This is a genomic window from Shewanella sp. 1311 (assembly GCF_059338235.1).
In genome coordinates, this window is the sequence record NZ_CM181686.1 from 319,987 (window position 1) to 340,751 (window position 20,765).

The following is a 20,765-nucleotide window of genomic DNA, read 5'->3' on the forward strand; positions in this document are numbered from 1 at the left end:
CATCCGTCAGGGGCACTAGTGCCCTGCTAAGAGTCCAAACAAAATATCTACGTGCTGCTCTACCCCAGAAATGGTCTGCAGGTAATGGGACAAGGCAAACTGTAGGCTGTAGATTAATAACAGTAAGACCAAAGCGCTTTTAATGGGCATAGACAAAAAGAACACATTTAACTGCTGCGCCGAGCGGTTTACTAGCCCTAAGGCGACATCGACTAAGATCATAATCACCATGGCGGGCATGGCAAAACTGAGGCAAAGTTGGCACATCAATTGCCACTCATGGGCTATAAACACCATCAAGGGTTGGGCTAGCGTTAAATTAAATCCTGGGGGAAGTTGTTGATAGGATTGATAGAGTGCGGTTAACAGAAAATTAAAACCACCCGAGACTAAAAACAGCACTGTCAGAACTTGAGTAAACAGCATGCCATAAATCGATGATTGCAGTCCCATCAAGGGATTAAGCACAGTCGACATGGATGCTCCCCGCATGGTGTCAATCACAAATCCCGCCATATCTATTGCCCAAAAGGGAATAGCGGCGCAAAAACCAAGTAACACGCCTACAATCATTTCTTTGCCAAATAGGCTGATGAGCATCCAAGTGTCGGCCTGTTGCAGTATCGGCTGCATTTCATCCATTGCCAGCACAGTAGGTAAAGCAAACATTAAAATCAGGCTATTACGGATTAATGCGCTACCCATAGCCCCGCCTTTGAATAGGGGCAATAACAGCATCATGCCTAATGGTCGCATCATACAGAGTGCCAATACAGGAAGTTGTGCCGTTAACAGATTGGGCAGCAGAGTTGTCATCACTAATCCCCCATTTGGCTAATTTGATCGAAAGCCATGCTGGCGTAATTCAACAGTGAGCTGCCCATCCAGTGATAACAGACCACGAGTGTCACGCACACGGCGATGAGTTTGATTAGAAACTGCAGTGTTTGGTCTTGGATTTGGGTCAGGGCTTGAATAAGACTAACCAAAACTCCGACAACTGAAGCCACGATAACGACAGGTAGCGACAGCAGTAACACCATCCACAGTAGTTCTGAGGTGAAATGTACAATGATAGTTTCGCTCATGAGAATGACATCATTAGTTGGCTGATCAGTTTTTCCCATCCACCCATCAAGATAAAAATCAACAACTTGAAAGGTAGCGCTATAGTCATGGGCGAGACCATCATCATGCCCATTGCCAGTAAAATATTGGAGACGATAAGGTCAATTGCAACAAAGGGAAGATAGATGAGTAAACCTATCTTAAATGCCTCTATGAGCTGACTCATAGTGAAGGCTGGCACCATGACTAACAGTGAGTCTTTGGTCAGCACTTGCTGGTATTTTTCGGGCCAGACCTTGTGGCCTATATTGGCGAAGAATTCAATCTGAGTGTTGCTGGTGTTTTTGTCGAGAAACGCGCGGTAAGGAGCGATAGCTTCAGTGTTGATTTGCTCAAAAACATTGGGCGCATCGAACACTATGGGAGTGGCTTTGAGATTGTCATTGATTGCCATCCCCACAGGTGCCATGGTGAATAGGGTGAGGATTAATGCGAGGCCGTAAATTGCCATATTGGGTGGGATCTGCTGGATCCCTAGAGCGTTACGTAACATAGAGAATACGATTGCCAATTTCAAGAATGAGGTGCCCATCACAGCAAACAGCGGCAGCAGTGACAGGCAAAACAACATAATGATCAATTGGACTGGGTGGTCGAGTAAGGTCATGGAAACCTCCTTTGTGGCTAGGGTTCCATCATGGCGCGCTTTGCGATTAACCTGTATCAGGTGAAGACCTTAGCTGACTTAAAACCGCTAACATCAGTGAATGCAATACCGTTACCTTTAAACTAGAGCCTCGATTTGCGCGAGCAATCCCGACTCTCCGCGCAGGAGATGGATACTCGCGAGGGTTTGGTGCTGCTCTTGACCGTACTGAGAACTAAGCCGCCCTAAAATCATTTGACTATTCAGGGTGACTGCCAGCGTTAGCTTGTCACCAGCCATCATAGCCCCGAGCTTAGCCAGAGAGAGACTCACTCGACCGATCTCGGCGATCAAAGGGGACTGAATAGCGTCTATCTTAGGCAATAAAGACACGATTTCGAGTTGGACTTGGGGGCCATCAATGGGGGTAATAAACTTGATCTTAGCCAAAGGCCCATCTGCCCATAATAGGGCTTCACCCTGCTCGATTTGCACATCACCATCGAGCCATACTCCCCCTCCAATCTCAGGTAAGTCTGGTATGGGCGTTAATTGGGGCACAAAACCGGCCACTAAACTCAAACTAACATCAGCCGTTTTACCTGAAAATGCTGACCATGACTCGACTTGGCTCTGCCAGTCATCTTGCGACCAATCAACTAAGACACACGCTAATTGACTGGCACACTCTGCGTTGCCTTGTCCCAATTGCGCCGTTTGAAGCGTTAACACGGGATAAATATCTGGCACCAATCCAAATGGCTTAGGGATTTCTTCGAGGACATCGACTAACCATTCACCCGCGGCTTCAAATGCTACCGCACTGATACAAGGTAATAAATCACTGGCAACCTCAGACGGAGAAGTTACGCCAGTAAGTGTGGTCACCCACTGTTGCCAATCCTGTTTAGAACACCACAGACCTACTCCTAATGGTGCATTGCGTCTCTGCCAGAATACTCCATCCCCCCCGATACGCATCAGTTCGATCCGGCAAGCTTGTTGGGCTAAGCCACAGCCTATGACTTGACTGGCATTGATCAATGTATTGATGTTCACTTGTCTACCTCGTCTCTGCTGTGTTGGTTGGCATAAGATCTAAATGAATGGCGAAGCGTCGCCCTTGTAGTTGCTCGTTGAGTTTAGGTAAGAGTCTCGCAAGCAGTTCCGATTGACGCGCTGTCTTAGGAAACAACTGCAATTGAATTCCTCGTGGTTGATAACTGGCTTGAATCACTAGCCCCATCATAGGGCCATTGAGCAAGCGATAGCATAGTTGCTCACCTTGCCGAATCACTTCGGCCGCCCCTAGCCGATACACACCACCATCACGGCTGAGTAGCGCCTTAGCGGTAAGTCGATCTCTGGTCGATATGGGGTTGTCATCTTCCTGTTGACCACAGAAATAACGGTTAAACAAGCGACGCATTTCTGGATCCGACTCTTGTCTGGCTTCAACACTGGGGAAAGATATTTTCGATGTTCGCGCTATCGCCATTGGATTATTCATCGACAACCTCCTGCAGTTTTTGTTGGGATTTAACTAACAAAAGAATCGCCTGTTGCATATGCACCATAGTGGATTCCAGCTGCTCTTTTTCAATTACCAGCATTTCAGCCGTTTCGGCTAATGCCCTTTCTTTTTGGTATTCATTCATCAAGGTCAACTTAAAGGTGATTAACTCAATTGGGGTTAATATTTGTGCCGGTATCTGCCACTGACGCAGCCGATTAGTTTGCGCTTGCCGATCGAGGTTGATGAGGATTTGCCGGTCAAGTAGTTCCCTGAATTTTTGCCTATGTAAGACCAGTTCTCGGCGTAATTTAGCTTCTTTGTCGCTACGAATTGCGAGTAACCGCTGTAATAATTGCCTGTCTTTTATTGTAAGTTGGGATGGGTTCATTATTGAGTTCCTCCCATTAATGGCTTGAAAGCAATAACTGTAATTTTTGTAGTGTCTCTTCATAGGGACTGAATTCATTGACTGATTGACATAAAAACTGCTGAATATCCTGATGGCGAGCGACGGCTTCATCGGTCTCTTTATCTGCACCTTTAACGTATTCACCCACTCGGATCAGTAATTGAACCTCTTGATACAATGCCAGTAACTGGCGCATCTTGGCGGCATAACAACGCTGTTCAGGGCTAACAATCTGATCCATTACCCTGCTGACACTGGCATTGATATCAATTGCAGGGTAATGCCCCGCTCCCGCGAGTCGACGTGATAGCACTATGTGGCCATCGAGTAAGGAACGAACTTCATCGGCGATAGGTTCATTCATATCATCCCCTTCAACCAGTACGGTATAAATGCCAGTGATACTGCCTTGGGCTGCAGGGCCTGCTCGCTCGACTAGGGCCGATAAATTGACAAAGACACTTGGTGGATAACCGCTCGACACTGGGCTCTCGCCAGCCGCCAACGCAATTTCTCTGGCACTGCGGGCAAATCTGGTTAGTGAATCCACCATCAACAGCACATTCTTACCTTGATCACGAAAGTACTCGGCAATCGTCGTTGCTGTTAGTGTGGCTTTCATTCGCTCAAGCGGAGGACGATCCGATGTGGCAACGACCATCACAGTGCGCGCTCTTGCCTCTGGAGTGAGGTTATATTCGATAAACTCACGGACTTCACGGCCACGCTCGCCGACTAAGGCCAGTACGATCACATCTGCTTGGCAGTGCGCAGCGATCATGCCAAGCAAGGTACTTTTCCCCCCTCCTGCTGCAGCAAAAATACCAATCCTTTGGCCGACGCCACAGGCGAGAGCGCTGTCAATAGCGCGGATCCCCATGGGCATGACAGTATCAATCAGTTGTCGTGATAATGGATTTGGGGCTGAACCTTGGTTAGGTCTTAATGCCGTTGCCGTAAGTCCATAGCCATCCATAGGAGCCCCAAGGCCGTCAACAACTCGACCGAGCAGACCTTGTCCTAAGGGGACTTGATGCCCGTGGCCTAATGTTTCAACTAACTCCCCACTGCATAGTCCCGCCGTAACGTCGAAGGGCGATAACAGGGCTTCATTGCCTTTGACCGCAACCACTTCGGCACTTAGGCGATTGCCAATGAGACAGAGCTCTCCTTGATGCGCACCGGGCAAAGTTGCACGCACGAGCGTGGCGCCCACCTCTTGAACTTTGCCGAAATAGCGAACCGATGGCACAGGCAACAGACTCTGAGCGGCGAATAAGCGAGGTTCGAGTTGTGCATAAAGTGTTTCTTTACTGGGTAATTTCATCTATCGCCTCCATTAGCTCGCCAGTGCGGCATCGAGCATGTCACCCACTAAGTCCACTTGGCCTATGACTTTTATTTCTGCATCGTCGCCTAATTCCTGAAACGACAAAACGGGTGTGCTAAATAACTCGCGTTCTACGATTTTTCGCAGGTAACGGCGCACATCGAGCGAAGTCAGCAGTACACAGGTTTGCTCCGGTGGCAGCTGTTCTTGAATGCAGGTTAATATTTGCTGAGTTTGCGCCATATCTAAGGCTGAATAAGAGCCGGCTGTCGATTGTCGTATCGATTCACGGATCACATTTTCAATTCCTTCTCCGACCATAAGCACAGCAATCCAACCTTGTGGGGTCGCAAACTTGCGGCGAATATGGCGGCGAAGCGCAATCCGCACATACTCAGTTAACATGATGATGTCTTTCTCCTTTGGTACCCATTCGACTAAGGTTTCAAAAATAGTCCGTAGATCGCGCACTGAAATCCCCTCTTCGACTAAGCGTTGTAGGATCTCGGCGACCTTCCCCACAGACAACAGTCGTTGAAGTTCTTTGACTAGCTCACCGTAGCGAGCCTCCATGGCATCCATTAAATAACGGGTTTCTTGTACGCCGATAAACTCCCCCGCATAGCGGTCGATCACTTTACCCATCACATAAGCAGGAATTTGCTCATCACGGCAAACCGCTAAACCTTGGGCCTCCGCCTGCTCAAGCGCATTACCTTTGATCCAATGCAATCTTTGATTACTAAAAGGGATGGACTCGACACGGCATGGAATCGTTGCGATGGGGTCAATCAACAGGACTTCCTGTGGTGCTAATTGCAGTTGCAATACGGGCTCTTGGTACAAAAGTACATCACAGCGGCCTAGGGTGCCTTTCTTAGCTATCTGTAATTGTATTTCCGGTAATGGCACGCCCAATTGCTCAAACCATTGCCAACGCAGTTTTTGCAGTGCTTCTTTAACCCCATTGATAGGCACATCGGCACCAAGATATAAAATCAGCGGTACAGCTCCCGGCGCCATATTGTCGACATTGGTCATCTCACTTTTACCTGCTTCGGTGAAATGGCTCTCATCCCCTTGAGCACTCGCTCGTTTTTGCTGACGCGTCAACCACCATGAAGCCCCTAAGACGGCCGAACCGAGTGTGCCGAAGACTAAAATTGGGAAACCTGGGATTAAGGCAAAGATGAACATCACGATCCCCGCCATTTGCAATGATGCAGGTTGACGTCCTACTTGCATCACTAATTCGTTGGCTAAGTTCTGTCTCTGCTCTCCTGGCACTCGGGTCACGATTAAGCCTGCGGTGACTGAAATCAGTAGCGAAGGTATTTGGGCTATCAAACCATCCCCGACAGATAAGACTGCATAGGTATTTAATGCTTCGGCAGCCGACATATTGTGCTGCATGACACCGACAGCGATACCACCAATGATATTGGTTAAAATGACAATAATGCTGGCGATGGCATCGCCTTTGACAAACTTCATCGCGCCGTCCATGGCGCCATAGAGCTGACTTTCTTTCTGAACTTGCGCACGTTGGCGTTTTGCCTCTTTAGCGTCAATGATGCCAGCACGCATGTCACCATCAATACTCATTTGCTTACCTGGCATTCCATCGAGAGAAAAACGTGCACTCACCTCCGCCACCCGCTCGGAACCCTTAGTAATCACGATAAACTGCACTATGGTGATGATAGCAAAGATAATAATTCCGACCGCTAAATTGCCGCCGACGACGAAGTTACCGAAGGTATATACGATATCCCCTGCATCATGCTGCAGTAAAATCAAACGACTGGTGCTGATAGTGAGTGCCAGACGGTACAAGGTTGTGATCAGTAGTAGGGATGGAAAGACTGAGAACTCTAAAGGGTCACGGATGTAAATGGCGATCATCAATAACACTATGGACAAGCCGAGGTTTAAGGCAATTAAAACATCGACTAAAGGTGTCGGTAGAGGCAAGATCATCATAAATACGGCTACCATTAACATGGCACTTAAGATGATATCGTGACGCCCTGCGGCTTTACTTAACCAACGACTGATGAGGTTCATCATTGACCTCCTATGAGCATACGATTTAGGAATTTTTGTTGCAGCTGATACAAGTGATACCAATCATGACCCTGGTGTGTCGATGGACAGAGGCAACTGATCATTAGACGGTTTTTGACGATGAAAAGTCGCTGAACTCTGCCTGCAAAAGCTTCTGGATGCCAACGTGATAAATGAGGTTTGAGATCACGGACGGGTGTATTAAGCAACCAAGTCGTCATCAACAATCGTCCTTGATGGCACTCGAGTAACACTCCGTGTGGAGGCCAATGGCATTCAATGCGTGCCTCAAGCTTCACAGGCCAGTGATTCACTAACCGAAAAAATTGTTCGAGGTTGCGCGTTAGTTGTAAATCCATATCGCTTCTCCTGCATTAACTCTCGGTCTTATCTTCTCCTAGACAATAAAAAGCGGGTATCAGGTGAACACCTGAATACCCGCAAGTACTAAATCAACAGCGATTCAAACTCTGTGGATTATCGAGACGAGATCTCCGTCAATAAGGCCGCATCGATTTCTGCCATGCATTGCTGTAATTGCGCTGGCATTATGTCCAGTTCAGCTACCCATTTCATGGCTCGCTCGACGGTTTTATCTCTGTCTATTGCTTGATTTATTTCTATTTCGTGGCTTTTATCATTGGCGTATTGCCGCATGCCCTGAACAAATATGGCCTGCTGCGCATCACTATCGAGGCCAACTAATTGCGGCAGAAAATGTGCTTTTAGCACAGCTTGATGCTGTTCAAGCCCCAGTACATCCGCCATCGATTTAGGGATTTCTTGGGTGCCTGATGCACTGAGGGCAGTCGTCTTAATGACTGAGGTTTGAGATACAGGAGTGTGAGCCAATTGCGCAAATGCTTGCTCGATCCTTTTTTCTGTCATTTCAGCCTCGGCCGCGCGGGCAGTATCGGCCATGCCTAAAAAATTAGCCCCTTGCAATGTCGACACCACAGCCTTGGAAGAATAGGCGCCAGCCATTAATCCTCCCAAGCCAAGCACCACGGCTGCCACTATACCGACGCCGCCAGTCCCTAAGGTAAACACTGCCGCCGCGATCGCTCCCACCGATACCACAGAGGCTGCCACAATTGTCACCACCACAGCCAAGGCTTTGGCTCCCGTTGAAGCATGTTTCCACCAATTGGCGATATCTGTGAATGCACGCTTGACTGCGCCTACTTTACCGACTTCAAAACAATCACGGGCGACAGTACCAACATCTTGCAGAGCCTGTCGCTGTAGCATATAGCCAGCAATGGCCTCGCCACGAGCACTCAGCCCGCCTTCTGCCTGCATACCTTTAATTAAAGCATTCACCATGACTTCACTGCTGCGATACTCACGCATGTTATTGGCAAGCTGACGTTCTGACCAGGTTTGCAGGATGCCGCCAACTAAGCCGACGACAGGTGTTGCTATCCCTGCGCTGGGAAACATCATCCCAAATACACCACTGACTAAAGGCCCACCTATGCCTGTATTAGCAGCCCCTTTCGCCCCACCCGCAATATACGGTGCTAACTGTGCCATGTGTAATAACGCAATCATTTGCGGTGTCATAGCGAAATTCGTTTTATCGGGTAGCTCTTCTCTCTTGCCTTGCAGAATATCGTGCACTTGGTTTTGTACTGTCCCGGTTTGCCACACTGTGGTGACAGTGTTAACCAGTTCCTGTCCAAAGGTGCCAGGGTTAGCCAAAATAATATTGTAGGCTTGAGTTAAATTGCCTGCGAGCTCACGGGCCTCGATCGGGTGTGCCATAGACCAATTATGCAGGTCGCCCAGTGCTGCCACCATGACCTTGGGCGAGGTTAAAACAGACACATTTACTAAGCTCGTTTTAGATGCTTTAACACTTGAGGCTAAAGCGAGATAAGCCTCGGCGACACTGCTCATATTATTTTTAGCCAGTTGCCTAGATAAAATAAGTTCTTCTAAACTTGGGCGATATTGGGAAGACCAATTGCCGACAAACTTTTGCACTAACCAACTTTGCCATGCATGGCTACTCGCCATACCCCCTTGTTCTGGAAAGCCGCCATTATTTTTTGCTGCGATAGTGGCCTTTTTCAGCTGTAACAAACCATGTTGGTAAGCATCATCGAGTTCTTCAAGGGAGCGATTGACTTCCGCTAACTGGCTAGTCACAGTGCGAAAAGCGCGCAGTTCAGGGGAACTGGCTTCTGGTTCGGCTAAGGTTTGTACTAGGCCATCGCCATATAATTGCTGTAAATGTTCGGTCAATTTGTCCAGTTTGGCCGATAAGAGATGCTGCTCTTGAGTTAAGGCGCGCACTTGTTCATTATTATTTTTTAATTCAGGTAGATAGCTAAGGAAATAACTCTGATTCACCGCAGCACGTTCAGCATTTGTTTCCCTCCTTACATGCTCAAGTTGCTGGGTTAACGCCGACAATTTAGCGACGTTATTACCCGCAATCACTAACACGTCTTGTGCACTCTGCAGTCGATTGAGTCGCTCGACTAAAGTTCGGGTCGCATCTTGGTCCGCATTAATGTGCACGAGTTCTTGGGATAGCTGATTACGCACCGTCTCAGAGGGAACAGCTAACAGCAGCTCAGTCACGGCTCGATGATAATCATTACACAGGGAAAGACGTTCGGTAAGAAAACTGTGATAACGAGTTTGATCTTGCTCAATCTGCGAAACTAGCCGCAGGTTGTTAACATCATCAAACAGTGAAATATCTTGTGAATTATTTGGACTAAAGCTGATGGAGCTTACGCCCTCAAACCAATTAAGATGATGCTGAGTTTGTAGAACTTGCTGCGCTAAGCTTGCCACTTGGGGTGCAAAAGTACTGCCATCGAGCTCATTTCTTAGCGTTAGCTCAAGGGCGAGATCATCAAAGTGAACTGGCTCATCGAACTGCAAACGACTGCCTTTCTCGACATACTCTTGTCCGCCAAGATACAGTAATGTTGCGGTGAGATCATCGACTTGGACCTCTTCTTCGGCTGGGTTGATAGCCTTATATAATACTGTACCGAGTTGAGCTCCCGCCTGTTTCACTGCTGCTAAATGTTCTTCGAGTTGCACTTGCTTACCGACAGTGATGAGCGCTTCTCCACTGAGCTTACTGGCCCGTGCAAGACAATCGGCCAGTAAGGTTTGTGCTTGTTCTATCTGAGTTAAATACTGTTCGGCTTCGGCCTGCTGCGCTTCAAATGGAGTCTGAAATGACGAACTTACGGCCAGGGGTTCTTGCATGGGTTCTAGCACAAACTGCTTAATGAGTAATACTAAGCTTTTGACCTCAGGCATCATTTTTTTTTGCTCAGAGACCGCGCTGATGTTCTCTTCATTGAGCATAGAGACTAAGCTTGCCGCTAAGTATTCTACTCTCTCTGTCTGACCTAATTCAGTTTGCATCAAAGGGGAAAACAGTTGATAACTGCTCACTAAGGTATCCGCTGTTAGCTTGTTTTGTAGTGCATAGGGAAGCGCGGCATGAAACTCAGATAAGGCTTGGCGCACCGGGTTCGATGCTAATAAGGCTTGCTCATATGTCTGCATTGCCGCCGTTAAGACCTCATATTGCGATAATCCCAGATTGACTTCGGCCAGTAGTGGCGACAGGACACCGCTCTGTTCCACCGACAAATTCGCGTTCAACTCAGCGACTAGGGTTAAAGCCTGCTTAACTTTTGCTAGCGCAGTTGTGACAAGCTCTCGCTGCGCAGTCAGTTCATCGCTGGTAATCAAGGGATCTCGACTCTGATTTAAGTTTTGTATACATGTTGCGAGCTGAGTGTCACTGAGTACTTGATTATAATTTTTAATGGCTTGTTGTAAGGTTTTAATGGGTTCAGGTTCTGAATACACCCAAGAAGCCAACCAAGTTTGAGTGGTCGGCATAGTTATTTTTTGTGGTATTGGTGTGGTTAACAACTGTTTAAGACATTGATCCTGTTCATGTAAAAAAACCTGTGGCGCTATAAACTGCTGGTTTAAAGTATGGGAAGCCGTCCCCCTGATGCCTTTATCAACGGCTATGGGATCGGTTAAAGGTTTAAGCTCTGAGGGGCTGGGCGTTTGCTTCTCCGACGACTCGGACTCAATCGCGATAGGGGAAAGTAAGACAAGCAATTTGAGCGCATCTTCATCAGTCTCACATATGTCTAAAGGAAGGTGGAGAGGCGCAAATGTCTCACTCCGCTCGGTGAGTTGTTCGATCGTGCGCAGGGTTAATGGAGTATGGCCGGACAAATCAACGGCATCGACTATATCCAGTGCAGCATCATGACCAAATCTTGCCGCCAATGCCTGCAAGAACACGCCCAACACTTGCTTATTATCGAGTGATAAGCCATTGACATAATCTTGGACCGCTTGGGTATTTTTGAGTAAAGGAATGTGGCTAAGCATGCTCAGTAATTTTTCTTTAAAGCCTTCTTTGGCCGCTATAATCGTCGGTATGCCCTCGGGGGTATCGACTAAGGTAAGACGGCCGTCAAACTTAGCCGCATGACTAAATGCATTAATATCTAAGGCCATATTATTGTCCTCCCGCACTGAGGTTTATGGTATTTATTGATGAGGTTTGCCCTGTCATTTCGGTTTCGACATGGCTCAGCAGTGCTTGATAAGTGTCGGCTAAGTCACCGAGAAATTCGCGGAGCTGGAGTGCACTGGCTGGCATAGGAATAAAGGTTAAATATAACAATGCATCGGCCTGAGGCTCATAGCAGACACAGCCCTTACCTTGTTCAGCAAGTTGGAGATTCAATTGCAAACATGCTTGCCAATAGTGCTTTTCAGCCAGCGGCTGCTGAGCAAGCATGCAATAAAACGTCCATTGCACATCGCCGTAACGTATGGAGATCATTAATTTTTCATCTAGCATTAACAGACACTGTCCATTAGCATCAAACACTAATGGTAAGCCGAGTGCTTGGCCGAACTGGGCCAATAATTGGTCATGTGCATTCATCTAGCGTCCCCCTCAATTGGTGAAAGTGTGACCTTGATGAAAGTTTGACCTGAGTCAGGGGAAATGAATATCAGGTGTACACCTGAGACTAATGGCGTTCCTGCTTAAATACCTCTTGTGTTACAGGGCCAATATCGAGTCTTATGCGACAAGCAAAGGCTCGCTGAACAATCAAGCAACCGTGCGTCAACTACTGTATAGGTATTGCACTTGGTCAGCGTGTAGGCCTTGCCAGTGATGTCATTACAGTTGTCTGAGTTCTGCGTGAAGCGAGCATTAGCAGACGATCGTTATTCCTGATCACACCAGTCATCGAGTAGGCTCAACATGGCCTCTTCGACATGTTCTTTCTGTTCTGGATCGCGAAAACATGCCAGAGGAATAATACTCAGCAGTTCCCGCCAGCGGCGTAGAAATCCCAATCGTCTTGCGGGCATTAAGGGTAATAACCGTATTTGTTCATCGATCCACTGGGGATACACCCAAGCTTGTTCTATTAGTTGTAACGTGACTTTTAACACTTGTTCACCATCAAGCTGAGTCGCACGGGCGAGCATATGGCAATGTTCCTCTATGGTGAGAAAAATAAGCAATCGGCGTAAGTCATCTACCGCCGCAGCTATCTTGACCATGTTTCTCCCGCTGTGCTGATCGCTCAGGGGTTCAGACAGGGCTCTGAGTAACACACGGATCCGCTTACGGCGGTCAGGAAGATGCTGGAGTAATTCAAACCATTTGGCTAGGCCGGCATCGCCTCGCACCGCTTGTTGATAAAGTTGTTGCAAGGCTTGCAGGCCAGCATTATCGAGTGCAACGCCTTCAAGGGCGGCAAATAACGCAATTTCAGCGCCTTCTTGCGCGAGTAATTCTGTTAATAATTTGCGTAGCTTATTATGGGCGGACTGACCTAGCTTGCCTGACACGACTAGCGCCATCATTAATAGCATCATGTTGCCGCTGTCTAAGCCCAATTGTTTAAGTTGCGAGAGAAGCTCATTACCCTCGCCTAAGCTCGCAAACTGTTCGACCAGTTTATTGACTGTGGTTGCTTGCGTGTCTCCCAGTTGTTGTAGCAACTGCTCGAGTGCTGTAAATCGGGGATCTGTTGGCTCTTTACCTGAAGTTAGCTTTTTCAAATGGCTGCTTAATCCAAGACTTAATCCTTCCATCGTCTCTTCCAATGCTTCAGAACGCACTTCGGCTAATTCTGCGGCCGCCATGGCTGTTGCATTGTTTGCCGGAAACACTTGTCCACGGGTTTCGTTTACACTTGTTGTGTTGTGAAAATCCACAGCGTTGGCACCATCGATACGCACCATAATAAGCTCCTTAGCCTACGCCCTTTAATGGTTCTGGGACAAACGCCGCCAGTAATTGCTGTAAGTGTGCATTGAGATCTATCTTAGCTGTCATAGTCGAAGAACTTAATTCGGCCTGTCCAGGGACTAACTCCGCCGAGACTTGCACTGTCATAAGGCCATCGAATGCCTTGGCTACTGAAGCAAAATCATCATTTGAAACCTGCAGTGTTAAAGCACCTTGCCCTACTCGTTCGCAGACTTGGTCGGTTAACCGTTTGATTAAAAATGCAGACAACTCTTGCTCTTGCATCCAAGTAGTCAGCACTTTTTTAATTTGCTCGGCAATATTGGCATACAACTTATCGGTAAGTGCTTGGATTAACTGTGCTTCGTTATAATGCCAGCTAATGGCCTCGTCGATGGCCATAGTTTTAGCTTGCTGTTCCCATTGGGCGCTAAGCGCTTGGGCATCTTGCTGTGCTTGCTGCAATATCTGCTCGCTACGGGTTTGAGCGGCATCACGTTGACGGCGTGCTTTTTTGAGTGCTTTGGCAATTCGCGTGCGAACTAAGTGTTCCATATCCGCTAGCTCACTCGCCCGATGTAACGCTATTGCACTGATCAAATGGTTGCCTTCACGACGGATCTCGCAGGCGCGCACCTCAATTAAAAATGGGTTCATAGTAGTCGCTCCAATCTCATTAACCAGCGAGGAATATCCAAGGACATGGGGGCTAAGGAGTCCGCTTTACATGGCAATGTTGCTGGCACAGGTAAGGTCAAGGCTAATGCCCGCCAAAACGGTTTTTTTCCCCATAATTGTGCTATCAGGGTAATGGCGCAGGCCTGGGCGACACTAACTAACTCTGTTGCCGTCACTTCGTCTCGATAGTCATATGTCGCAAGTTGGGGTCTCTGGGGCCACAAATTCCAAATTTGCTGAATTTGTGCCTTGCTTAACTCTTGACGCAAGGCATCACGATATTCACGTAATGACACATAATCAGGGCGGTTGAGGAGAAAAAGCCCCAACGCCGTCACTATGGCACTGAGTTTATGTCGGCAGACTAATAGGTTAGCCTCGAGATCATTAAGTTCCCATGGCAAAACTTGGTCTGCCAAACCATAACGGGAAACCACAACCGCTTCAATTCGCTGCGCTAAGCGGGTACCGGCTTGATACTGTGCCTGCCAAAGGGTTAATTGTAATTCTTGCCACCAACTCGGATGCATAGTCGCAACAGGTTGCCAAACGAGACGATTAAAGGTCAATAATGCTGGCGATAACACTCGATTTAACGTGTTTTGGCCAGTAGCTTCGACCCTTATTAATGGTTGATTAGAGGTCAAGTCGTCCATAGTTCCTCCAGAAATAATTGTTATGTTTATTTGCGTCTCATCCACCACATACCGCCAATGCTGAGTAGCATTATTCCCGATAAGCTGATCACTAACGGCAACTTGTACGCTTCGACCTGGGCTAATAATTGGGATGAACTACTGCTAGTGGGCTGAGTAATGGCTTGATAGCGATAACTTGCGGCTTGCAAAAAGACACTGATATTGTCGTAGCTCAGTCCTGGAACGGCATTCTGCACTAAGCTCTTAATCTGATTTTCCGTATTTGTTAAGTTAGCCTGAGGTGAATATTTAATGTATACGGAGGCCGACTTAGTTTGTGCAAGCTGACGCCCGGTGTCGGGTGCAGGTTCGGCAATAGACACCCTAGCGCTGATCACCCCATCCATACTCGACAAGGTACGCTCGAGTTGTTGCTCTTTTAGATAACCCATTTTCGCTTCCTCTTGGGCAGGTGAAGTCACTAACTGACCCGAAGGAAACAAATCCTCGATATTGGCATAATGAGGTTTAGGAAAGCCATTTTGCCTCAGTAATTCAACGGCATTGATAAATTGGTCTTTCTCTATTTTTAGAGACACATTGCCTGATTTTTGATCCGCTTCCGCACTGGCATCTATGTGATTGAGCATCAACAGGGCAACCATTTGATTCGCTTCATCTTGGGGAAGATCTCGATAGAGATCGACTTTGCACCCAGTCAACGCGAAGACGAGCAACAATATTGACCATTTAAAATATTTCATTGCATATTCACCAATTTGTTTATGGATTGGGATAAGGCGCCAGCAGTCTTTGCCGCCAGATCAACCTCTACAATGGCTTTACCCATCAAGAGCTGTCCGCCTAACATGGCCTCCGGAGAGGGTGAGTGGCCGACTCCTTTGCTTTCTGCACTCTGTATCACACCTTGTAATGGATCCGTAATCTGTGGCTGGGTCGCTATGTTCACCGCCTGACTGATATCCGATCCCCCTAATTGCATTAATTGTGAAAACTGGCTCGTTAAGTTAGGGTCTGCTTCTGTGGTTTTACTGGCTTGCTGGGCGGCTTTTGCAAGCTGACTTAGGCTATGAATTTCCATTGGAACCTCCACGCAACATCTGTGAAATAATTTCACTACGCCCAGCTGCTGGGCCTGAACCTGAAAATAAAAACCTCAATCCTTGGGCGGCTTCTGTCTGGCAAGAGGCTAATTCTCTTAGTGCTTTAGCATTCTCATTTAAACCAAAGTAGATAAGGCTGGCGCAAATATGTCTATCTTCATCATCGCTAATAAGTTGAGGGAAAATGGCTAGCAAAGCATAAGCTTGCGATGTTAAACCATGGTTTGAGGCGGCAATGGCAGCCTCAACTAACAGTTGTTTATCGGCACTGGTTAACATAATTAGTCCTTGCAATTGGGGGTTAAATCTTGGAAATGATCCCCTGGATCATGTCTTTAATCGCCTTTATCATGGCGCTCTCATAGCCGACAAAATTAGAGTATTGCTGCATGGCAAATTGGGCTTTGATCATCTTGTCGGGATCGTTCAAATCACCTGCAGACATCTTGGCCTGTACCTCTTGAGCCGAGCGCGTCGATAGCTGAGACAATTGATTGACTATGGCACTTAAGTCCATGGGACCTCCTTATGCGAAGTTTGCACGCAGTACGGTTGGGCTGCATAAATAACGTTTCTTAAACGATTCGGTAAAATGTGCGTGATTGCTAAAACCACTATCTAAGGCAATGTCGGCGACTTTCTTCTCGGTCACCATCAGTTGTTGACGGGCATAACTTAAGCGCCGTTCTAACAACCATTGCTTTGCCGATACACCATAGTTTTTATAAAACAAGAAATTGAGTCGGCGTACTTCAATGCCTAAATCTTCGGCAAAGCGTGTGACTGGCCAAGGTTGCATAAAATTGCCCTCGAGATAGCTCAGCATCTTGTCGTTATGGGCTAAGAAGTAACGCATTAAGCCGGAAAAGTAACCGTTATCCATACCCAGACAGTACATAAAAATAAACTTAATCAATAAATTATGATTACCTTTCAACTGTTCAATGACATTGCTTAGCTCATCAAATACGGGGAGTATTTTTACTGATTCAAGTTGAAATCGATTCATCTCAGTGCTCGGGCCAATCAGATCGGCAATTTCGTGATATAAGGCGTGTAACTCCCCTGGATAACAAAAGATGCTCAACCAACTGTCACGACTCATGGCCGAGGCTGTAGCCTCCTCAGTGGTGACGACTAGCTGATTGCTGCCGATCGCTAAGTTTTCACCCTGACAATGGATTTTCCCTGGCTGTCGAAACAAAATTATTTGTATTGCACTCATATGGATTAACCCTTTCTGCAAACTATGATTCATTGTGAAACGCGAGCGGATGGGTTGACATCAGGTGTTAACCTGAGATCTGAATTCGCTTAAATGCAGCCGCGTCAACAACGACTTATTAGAAACTCACTCGTGGGATAAGAATTGAAGAACCGACTGAAAGGAAAATGGTTGATACGCTAACCAGCATCCCTGCTGGTTGTCCGTAATGACTCAGGCTAAGTCACTGTATATATTGATTTAGCTAAAGCTATGACTCCTAGCACACAGGTTGTAATTCGGCTAATTGCTGCTGTAGCATGTGTAGTTGCTGCATCACACCTGATAGTTGAACGTTGGATTTATCGAAGCGTGACTGTAGTTGCTCAAATTGATTTTGACTCTGCAGTAGCAATCCATCTTTCTCTGCAAGTTGTTGCTGTAATGCTTGATTAGTTCCTCTGAGTTGCTGACTTTGTTTCATACGGATTTCGGCATCAAATTGCGCCGTTTTTTCTTTTGCTTGGCTGTCTTTCACTGCCAACTGTGCCTCACTGAGTTTCATATTACCTTGCTGTGTAAGGGCTGAGGCTTGTAACTGACGCAGTTGGTATGCTTTTACGCTAGACACTTCTGCTTCGAGTGATTTATTTTGGGAAGTGCCTTTTAGCTTATCCAGTACCTTGGTCGAGGTATTGTCCACTAAACCGATAACCCCTTCTACGACAGGTTCGGCGCTTCTACGGGCCATATTCACAATATTGACTGTGCCAGCAATGTGCGCAGGAAGTGAAGGAGGAGATACCACCGCACTCCATAAAGTGCCTACTACTAGTGCAACTCTTGAGCTAATAGAAACAGCTTTGCCCCACCACTGTGCTCTATCATCATTTACCCCCATCTTGCCTAATAAAGCATTTAAAGCATTAGCAATGGAATCGCTGCCCATGGCGAGTCCATTGCCACCCGCCGCTTTACTGCGCCAGTCAGCAAAAGCACAACCCGCATCGGCGACCGCTAAGGTAAAAGCAACGCCAGAGGCTATCAATAAGGGAACCCCTGCCCCCCCCGTGAGTATTGTGGCAGCAATAGACACGCCAAGCGCAATACCGGCAAAAGCCACCGAAGCGAGCTTACTAAAAAAACCGGACTTGGCCAGATCTACACCCACTTTTTTAGCCTCATTGGCAGCCTCTTTAGCTTCATTCCGTGTCAGTTGTGCCTTGGATTGAATATCAGTGACCTTAGCGTCGACTTCAGAGCTCAGGGGCACTTGTTTGGGATCAAAGCTGCCTAACTGCGTTTTAAGCAAGGCGCGGGCCGAACTGACTAAATCTAAACCGCTTAAAGTCAGGGATGATAAAGAAACATGTGTTAACTCATTCATAATAAACCTCTTTCAATAATATAAATGATGATTGCAAATCCTATTATCTATTGATTATTAAGAGCACTAAGCAATTGCTGTGCTTGCTCCCCCACAAAATGGTGCTCTGGCTTACTGAAGCTCTGTGAGATGGCCATCTGTAACGCTTCGATTGCCGCGGCGTCATCATTTAAGCTCAGAAAGCACTGCGCAATACGGAAACTCGCGTCGGGAGAGCAGGCATCCATCACGAGTGCATAACCATAGAAGGTCAAGGCATGCTGGTATTCACCTAGCCAATGTAGGCAAGACCCCAGTCCAAGATGAAAGCGTCTATCCCAAGGTTGGTGCATGACCAAATAGGTAAAATCGACAATCGCTTCTGCGGGCAAGCCCATCTGATATTTACTCGTGCCAGATTGGTAAATTAGCTCGAGATCTTGGCTCGTTAAACCCACTTGTTCAGCTAAGGTCTGTTGATTCACTAAAGCTAACTGGCAGGCAGCTTCAAGCTTTTCAAAATCTAATTCAATTTCATTATTTATCATTTTGGGTACCTTTAGTGGTTCAATTTGAATGCATTGATGGCGTTCCACTCGACAAGGCGAAAATCCATTAATTAATATGAAAAAAGATGATGCTAATTCGTTTTTAGCCAGGTCAATATTAGCCAATAGGCGTATCAAATCGGATTGCAATGCCTGTGTCTGAATAGCTTAGAAAATCGTGAACTCTCCGATTGCATACCTTATTCATTGGCTTAAAAATTCGGCAAGTCTCCTGTGGTATGGAGCATGATAGGCGCGAGGTCTCGGCCCTGAGCGTTATATTGGCTATCTAACGCGGTGCGATCTGCAGGGTGCTGAAGATCATAACTTTTGCCATTTTGTCCATCGACCAAAAAACATTGACCCGAATCGAAGTGAAACAAGTTCATGGCATGGGAGTCTTTTTCCCCACTGACAGGTACTGTAATTATTGCCCGCTGTCCTTGGGGCAAGGCGCTCAATAGTAACGAAGAGACTGACTGTTCAGGCAATATCCCTATCGTTTGACTCTGAGCCGTAACTTGACTAATAACACCAGCTCTCGTATCTATCGCTTCCCAAAATTTGAGCGGAACGACGCTATCATTTTGTCGATCCAACATGAGTCCCATATTGACATCGACAGCCTTAGCGCAGGTTATACAATTACGTAGTGCAATCGCACCTGAGTTACGTCCAACAAGGTAATCGAAGACGTTCTGCATGCCTCCTTGCAGCTTATGCGGGTTAGCTTTAGTCGCGAGATAATGCAAGCCTTCATTGATATTCAGCTGAAGTAATTTATAGCAGTTATCACCTGTAGTGGTGGTTTGATGCTGCCCTATACCTTGGTAGAATGTCTCTTCATCGGCATATACATCCGTTTGGGATACGCCAAGATTAATATCCTCGTCGCATAAGATAAAATCATCAACATTATCTAGCTGCGGTGCATCTTTGGGGGCGGGTAAACCATAAAGAGCCCCTAAATTGGTATTGCCTATTTTGGCCTGATATAACACTCGTGTGAGCCCTTCGTCCTCCATGCCATGAGCCGCTACGCAATTGAGTAATTCGTAGCGAGACGGTGTGACGGCATAACGCAATGAATTGTCCTCACTGCTCATAAAACCTTTGGCCGCTAAGTCACCGAGGTTTTTATAATCACCTGAATATAAAGCACTTTTAAGCAATTCACCTCGAAACTCACCATTTGTTTCGGCGCGATTGGAAAACGTCCACTGAAGATCGCCAAATTGAGCGACAAAGGTCGCGGCTTCGCTGTCATTGGGGAGGACTCCAGTAAACAGTTCACTGCTAAAGCGAGGATCTGCCAAGCTATTTCGCAAGGCTTGCTGTACAGCTTGATTGTCAGACATACATTGAATATTACCTTCAATGTATTTTTCCAGCGTGAGTGCAGAGGCCATTTTTCGTAGGTCATCACTGGCCGTTATTGTGGTTTTTACTGCGGCAACTTGATAGAAATGCGTGTCTATATCGCGGTTATCCGTTTGATAAATTGTTCGGCCACCAATACTTAGCAACATACGCCATTGCTCACCATTGTCGCCTAGAGCCAATGTAAATTTGGCTTGATGTTGATCGACCGCTAGATTACGTAATGCACAAAATCTTTTTGCCACTTGGGAAGGAGTGAGATCGCCAGGCTCGGTTACTTGCTGATATAAAGCTTTTATCGCTTCGAGTTTCACGCCACCACGAAACCAATCGAGTATTTTGTCCAGTAAGCCCATTTTTCCAGCTTCATCTAAAGTGTTGGCGGTGAGAACCCGCTCTAAGCGGCTCTCGTTAAAGTGATAGGTATGTTGCCTACCCAATGCAACTTCGACAGTCATATTTTTTGCCTCTTAAGTGACCACGCTCATGAACAGCGTTTATTTGA

The 20,765-nt window shown here is 46.9% G+C and carries 22 protein-coding genes; all 22 read right to left on the reverse strand.

Going from position 1 to position 20,765, the window contains the following annotated elements:
- Positions 1 to 15 precede the first annotated feature (15 nt).
- Positions 16 to 816 (reverse strand): type III secretion system export apparatus subunit SctT, encoded by an 801-nt coding sequence (gene sctT, locus AC5YB3_RS01475; RefSeq protein WP_011846708.1) that lies wholly within the window; start codon positions 814 to 816, stop codon positions 16 to 18.
- Positions 817 to 818: 2 nt separating this feature from the next.
- Positions 819 to 1,088 (reverse strand): type III secretion system export apparatus subunit SctS, encoded by a 270-nt coding sequence (gene sctS / locus AC5YB3_RS01480; protein ID WP_006081461.1) that lies wholly within the window; start codon positions 1,086 to 1,088, stop codon positions 819 to 821.
- A complete protein-coding gene (gene sctR, locus AC5YB3_RS01485) occupies positions 1,085 to 1,735 on the reverse strand; it encodes a type III secretion system export apparatus subunit SctR (protein ID WP_006081460.1) in 651 nt (216 codons plus the stop codon). Before sctR ends, sctS begins: the two co-directional genes overlap by 4 nt.
- A gap of 117 nt (positions 1,736 to 1,852) precedes the next feature.
- Positions 1,853 to 2,773 (reverse strand): type III secretion system protein SepQ, encoded by a 921-nt coding sequence (locus tag AC5YB3_RS01490; protein WP_494526416.1) that lies wholly within the window; start codon positions 2,771 to 2,773, stop codon positions 1,853 to 1,855.
- 4 nt (positions 2,774 to 2,777) lie between these two features.
- Positions 2,778 to 3,224, reverse strand: coding sequence for a hypothetical protein (locus AC5YB3_RS01495; protein ID WP_006081458.1), 447 nt, complete (start codon positions 3,222 to 3,224; stop codon positions 2,778 to 2,780).
- Entirely contained in the window at positions 3,217 to 3,618 is a 402-nt protein-coding gene (locus tag AC5YB3_RS01500; RefSeq protein ID WP_494526417.1) for a hypothetical protein, read from the reverse strand. Before AC5YB3_RS01500 ends, AC5YB3_RS01495 begins: the two co-directional genes overlap by 8 nt.
- A 16-nt stretch (positions 3,619 to 3,634) precedes the next feature.
- Positions 3,635 to 4,966, reverse strand: a complete 1,332-nt coding sequence (locus AC5YB3_RS01505; RefSeq protein WP_432359454.1) for an EscN/YscN/HrcN family type III secretion system ATPase — start codon at positions 4,964 to 4,966, stop codon at positions 3,635 to 3,637.
- Positions 4,967 to 4,978: 12 nt separating this feature from the next.
- Positions 4,979 to 7,036 (reverse strand): EscV/YscV/HrcV family type III secretion system export apparatus protein, encoded by a 2,058-nt coding sequence (locus AC5YB3_RS01510; protein ID WP_011846703.1) that lies wholly within the window; start codon positions 7,034 to 7,036, stop codon positions 4,979 to 4,981.
- Complete coding sequence (locus tag AC5YB3_RS01515) at positions 7,036 to 7,395, reverse strand: hypothetical protein (protein WP_011846702.1); 360 nt, start codon at positions 7,393 to 7,395, stop codon at positions 7,036 to 7,038. Before AC5YB3_RS01515 ends, AC5YB3_RS01510 begins: the two co-directional genes overlap by 1 nt.
- A gap of 118 nt (positions 7,396 to 7,513) precedes the next feature.
- Complete coding sequence (locus AC5YB3_RS01520) at positions 7,514 to 11,560, reverse strand: type III secretion system effector BopA family protein (protein WP_494526418.1); 4,047 nt, start codon at positions 11,558 to 11,560, stop codon at positions 7,514 to 7,516.
- 1 nt (position 11,561) lies between these two features.
- Positions 11,562 to 11,996: a chaperone SicP gene (gene sicP / locus AC5YB3_RS01525; RefSeq protein WP_494526419.1), complete on the reverse strand. Its 435-nt coding sequence runs from the start codon at positions 11,994 to 11,996 to the stop codon at positions 11,562 to 11,564.
- 290 nt (positions 11,997 to 12,286) lie between these two features.
- The gene (locus AC5YB3_RS01530) at positions 12,287 to 13,315 is read right to left on the reverse strand and encodes a TyeA family type III secretion system gatekeeper subunit (RefSeq protein ID WP_494526420.1); all 1,029 of its coding nucleotides are present in this window, start codon (positions 13,313 to 13,315) and stop codon (positions 12,287 to 12,289) included.
- Positions 13,316 to 13,325: 10 nt separating this feature from the next.
- Positions 13,326 to 13,979 (reverse strand): type III secretion protein, encoded by a 654-nt coding sequence (locus AC5YB3_RS01535; protein ID WP_494526421.1) that lies wholly within the window; start codon positions 13,977 to 13,979, stop codon positions 13,326 to 13,328.
- Positions 13,976 to 14,656 carry a type III secretion system domain-containing protein gene (locus tag AC5YB3_RS01540; protein ID WP_494526422.1) on the reverse strand — a complete coding sequence of 227 codons (681 nt, stop codon included), beginning with the start codon at positions 14,654 to 14,656 and terminating at the stop codon, positions 13,976 to 13,978. Before AC5YB3_RS01540 ends, AC5YB3_RS01535 begins: the two co-directional genes overlap by 4 nt.
- A 26-nt stretch (positions 14,657 to 14,682) precedes the next feature.
- Positions 14,683 to 15,402: a type III secretion system inner membrane ring lipoprotein SctJ gene (sctJ, locus tag AC5YB3_RS01545; RefSeq protein ID WP_259506604.1), complete on the reverse strand. Its 720-nt coding sequence runs from the start codon at positions 15,400 to 15,402 to the stop codon at positions 14,683 to 14,685.
- Positions 15,399 to 15,740, reverse strand: a complete 342-nt coding sequence (sctI, locus tag AC5YB3_RS01550) for a type III secretion system inner rod subunit SctI (protein WP_494526423.1) — start codon at positions 15,738 to 15,740, stop codon at positions 15,399 to 15,401. Before sctI ends, sctJ begins: the two co-directional genes overlap by 4 nt.
- Positions 15,727 to 16,041 carry an EscG/YscG/SsaH family type III secretion system needle protein co-chaperone gene (locus AC5YB3_RS01555; protein WP_494526424.1) on the reverse strand — a complete coding sequence of 105 codons (315 nt, stop codon included), beginning with the start codon at positions 16,039 to 16,041 and terminating at the stop codon, positions 15,727 to 15,729. The genes sctI and AC5YB3_RS01555 overlap by 14 nt, the downstream gene beginning before the upstream one ends.
- A 22-nt stretch (positions 16,042 to 16,063) precedes the next feature.
- The gene (gene sctF, locus AC5YB3_RS01560) at positions 16,064 to 16,279 is read right to left on the reverse strand and encodes a type III secretion system needle filament subunit SctF (protein ID WP_006081445.1); all 216 of its coding nucleotides are present in this window, start codon (positions 16,277 to 16,279) and stop codon (positions 16,064 to 16,066) included.
- Positions 16,280 to 16,288: 9 nt separating this feature from the next.
- Positions 16,289 to 16,987: a helix-turn-helix transcriptional regulator gene (locus AC5YB3_RS01565; RefSeq protein WP_006081444.1), complete on the reverse strand. Its 699-nt coding sequence runs from the start codon at positions 16,985 to 16,987 to the stop codon at positions 16,289 to 16,291.
- Positions 16,988 to 17,246: 259 nt separating this feature from the next.
- Positions 17,247 to 18,353 (reverse strand): hypothetical protein, encoded by a 1,107-nt coding sequence (locus AC5YB3_RS01570; RefSeq protein ID WP_494526425.1) that lies wholly within the window; start codon positions 18,351 to 18,353, stop codon positions 17,247 to 17,249.
- Positions 18,354 to 18,400: 47 nt separating this feature from the next.
- Positions 18,401 to 18,880 carry a SycD/LcrH family type III secretion system chaperone gene (locus AC5YB3_RS01575; RefSeq protein ID WP_310803354.1) on the reverse strand — a complete coding sequence of 160 codons (480 nt, stop codon included), beginning with the start codon at positions 18,878 to 18,880 and terminating at the stop codon, positions 18,401 to 18,403.
- Positions 18,881 to 19,092: 212 nt separating this feature from the next.
- Positions 19,093 to 20,718 (reverse strand): hypothetical protein, encoded by a 1,626-nt coding sequence (locus tag AC5YB3_RS01580; RefSeq protein ID WP_494526426.1) that lies wholly within the window; start codon positions 20,716 to 20,718, stop codon positions 19,093 to 19,095.
- Positions 20,719 to 20,765: the final 47 nt, after the last annotated feature.

Excerpts from the sequence above, each read along its gene's own strand:
- sctT (WP_011846708.1), bottom strand. The coding sequence starts at position 816 with ATGACAACTCTGCTGCCCAATCTGTTAACGGCACAACTTCCTGTATTG.
- sctS (WP_006081461.1), bottom strand. The coding sequence starts at position 1,088 with ATGAGCGAAACTATCATTGTACATTTCACCTCAGAACTACTGTGGATG.
- sctR (WP_006081460.1), bottom strand. The coding sequence starts at position 1,735 with ATGACCTTACTCGACCACCCAGTCCAATTGATCATTATGTTGTTTTGC.
- AC5YB3_RS01495 (WP_006081458.1), bottom strand. The coding sequence starts at position 3,224 with ATGAATAATCCAATGGCGATAGCGCGAACATCGAAAATATCTTTCCCC.
- AC5YB3_RS01500 (WP_494526417.1), bottom strand. The coding sequence starts at position 3,618 with ATGAACCCATCCCAACTTACAATAAAAGACAGGCAATTATTACAGCGG.
- AC5YB3_RS01505 (WP_432359454.1), bottom strand. The coding sequence starts at position 4,966 with ATGAAATTACCCAGTAAAGAAACACTTTATGCACAACTCGAACCTCGC.
- AC5YB3_RS01510 (WP_011846703.1), bottom strand. The coding sequence starts at position 7,036 with ATGAACCTCATCAGTCGTTGGTTAAGTAAAGCCGCAGGGCGTCACGAT.
- AC5YB3_RS01515 (WP_011846702.1), bottom strand. The coding sequence starts at position 7,395 with ATGGATTTACAACTAACGCGCAACCTCGAACAATTTTTTCGGTTAGTG.
- AC5YB3_RS01520 (WP_494526418.1), bottom strand. The coding sequence starts at position 11,560 with ATGGCCTTAGATATTAATGCATTTAGTCATGCGGCTAAGTTTGACGGC.
- sicP (WP_494526419.1), bottom strand. The coding sequence starts at position 11,996 with ATGAATGCACATGACCAATTATTGGCCCAGTTCGGCCAAGCACTCGGC.
- AC5YB3_RS01530 (WP_494526420.1), bottom strand. The coding sequence starts at position 13,315 with ATGGTGCGTATCGATGGTGCCAACGCTGTGGATTTTCACAACACAACA.
- AC5YB3_RS01535 (WP_494526421.1), bottom strand. The coding sequence starts at position 13,979 with ATGAACCCATTTTTAATTGAGGTGCGCGCCTGCGAGATCCGTCGTGAA.
- AC5YB3_RS01540 (WP_494526422.1), bottom strand. The coding sequence starts at position 14,656 with ATGGACGACTTGACCTCTAATCAACCATTAATAAGGGTCGAAGCTACT.
- sctJ (WP_259506604.1), bottom strand. The coding sequence starts at position 15,402 with ATGAAATATTTTAAATGGTCAATATTGTTGCTCGTCTTCGCGTTGACT.
- sctI (WP_494526423.1), bottom strand. The coding sequence starts at position 15,740 with ATGGAAATTCATAGCCTAAGTCAGCTTGCAAAAGCCGCCCAGCAAGCC.
- AC5YB3_RS01555 (WP_494526424.1), bottom strand. The coding sequence starts at position 16,041 with ATGTTAACCAGTGCCGATAAACAACTGTTAGTTGAGGCTGCCATTGCC.
- sctF (WP_006081445.1), bottom strand. The coding sequence starts at position 16,279 with ATGGACTTAAGTGCCATAGTCAATCAATTGTCTCAGCTATCGACGCGC.
- AC5YB3_RS01565 (WP_006081444.1), bottom strand. The coding sequence starts at position 16,987 with ATGAGTGCAATACAAATAATTTTGTTTCGACAGCCAGGGAAAATCCAT.
- AC5YB3_RS01570 (WP_494526425.1), bottom strand. The coding sequence starts at position 18,353 with ATGAATGAGTTAACACATGTTTCTTTATCATCCCTGACTTTAAGCGGT.
- AC5YB3_RS01575 (WP_310803354.1), bottom strand. The coding sequence starts at position 18,880 with ATGATAAATAATGAAATTGAATTAGATTTTGAAAAGCTTGAAGCTGCC.
- AC5YB3_RS01580 (WP_494526426.1), bottom strand. The coding sequence starts at position 20,718 with ATGACTGTCGAAGTTGCATTGGGTAGGCAACATACCTATCACTTTAAC.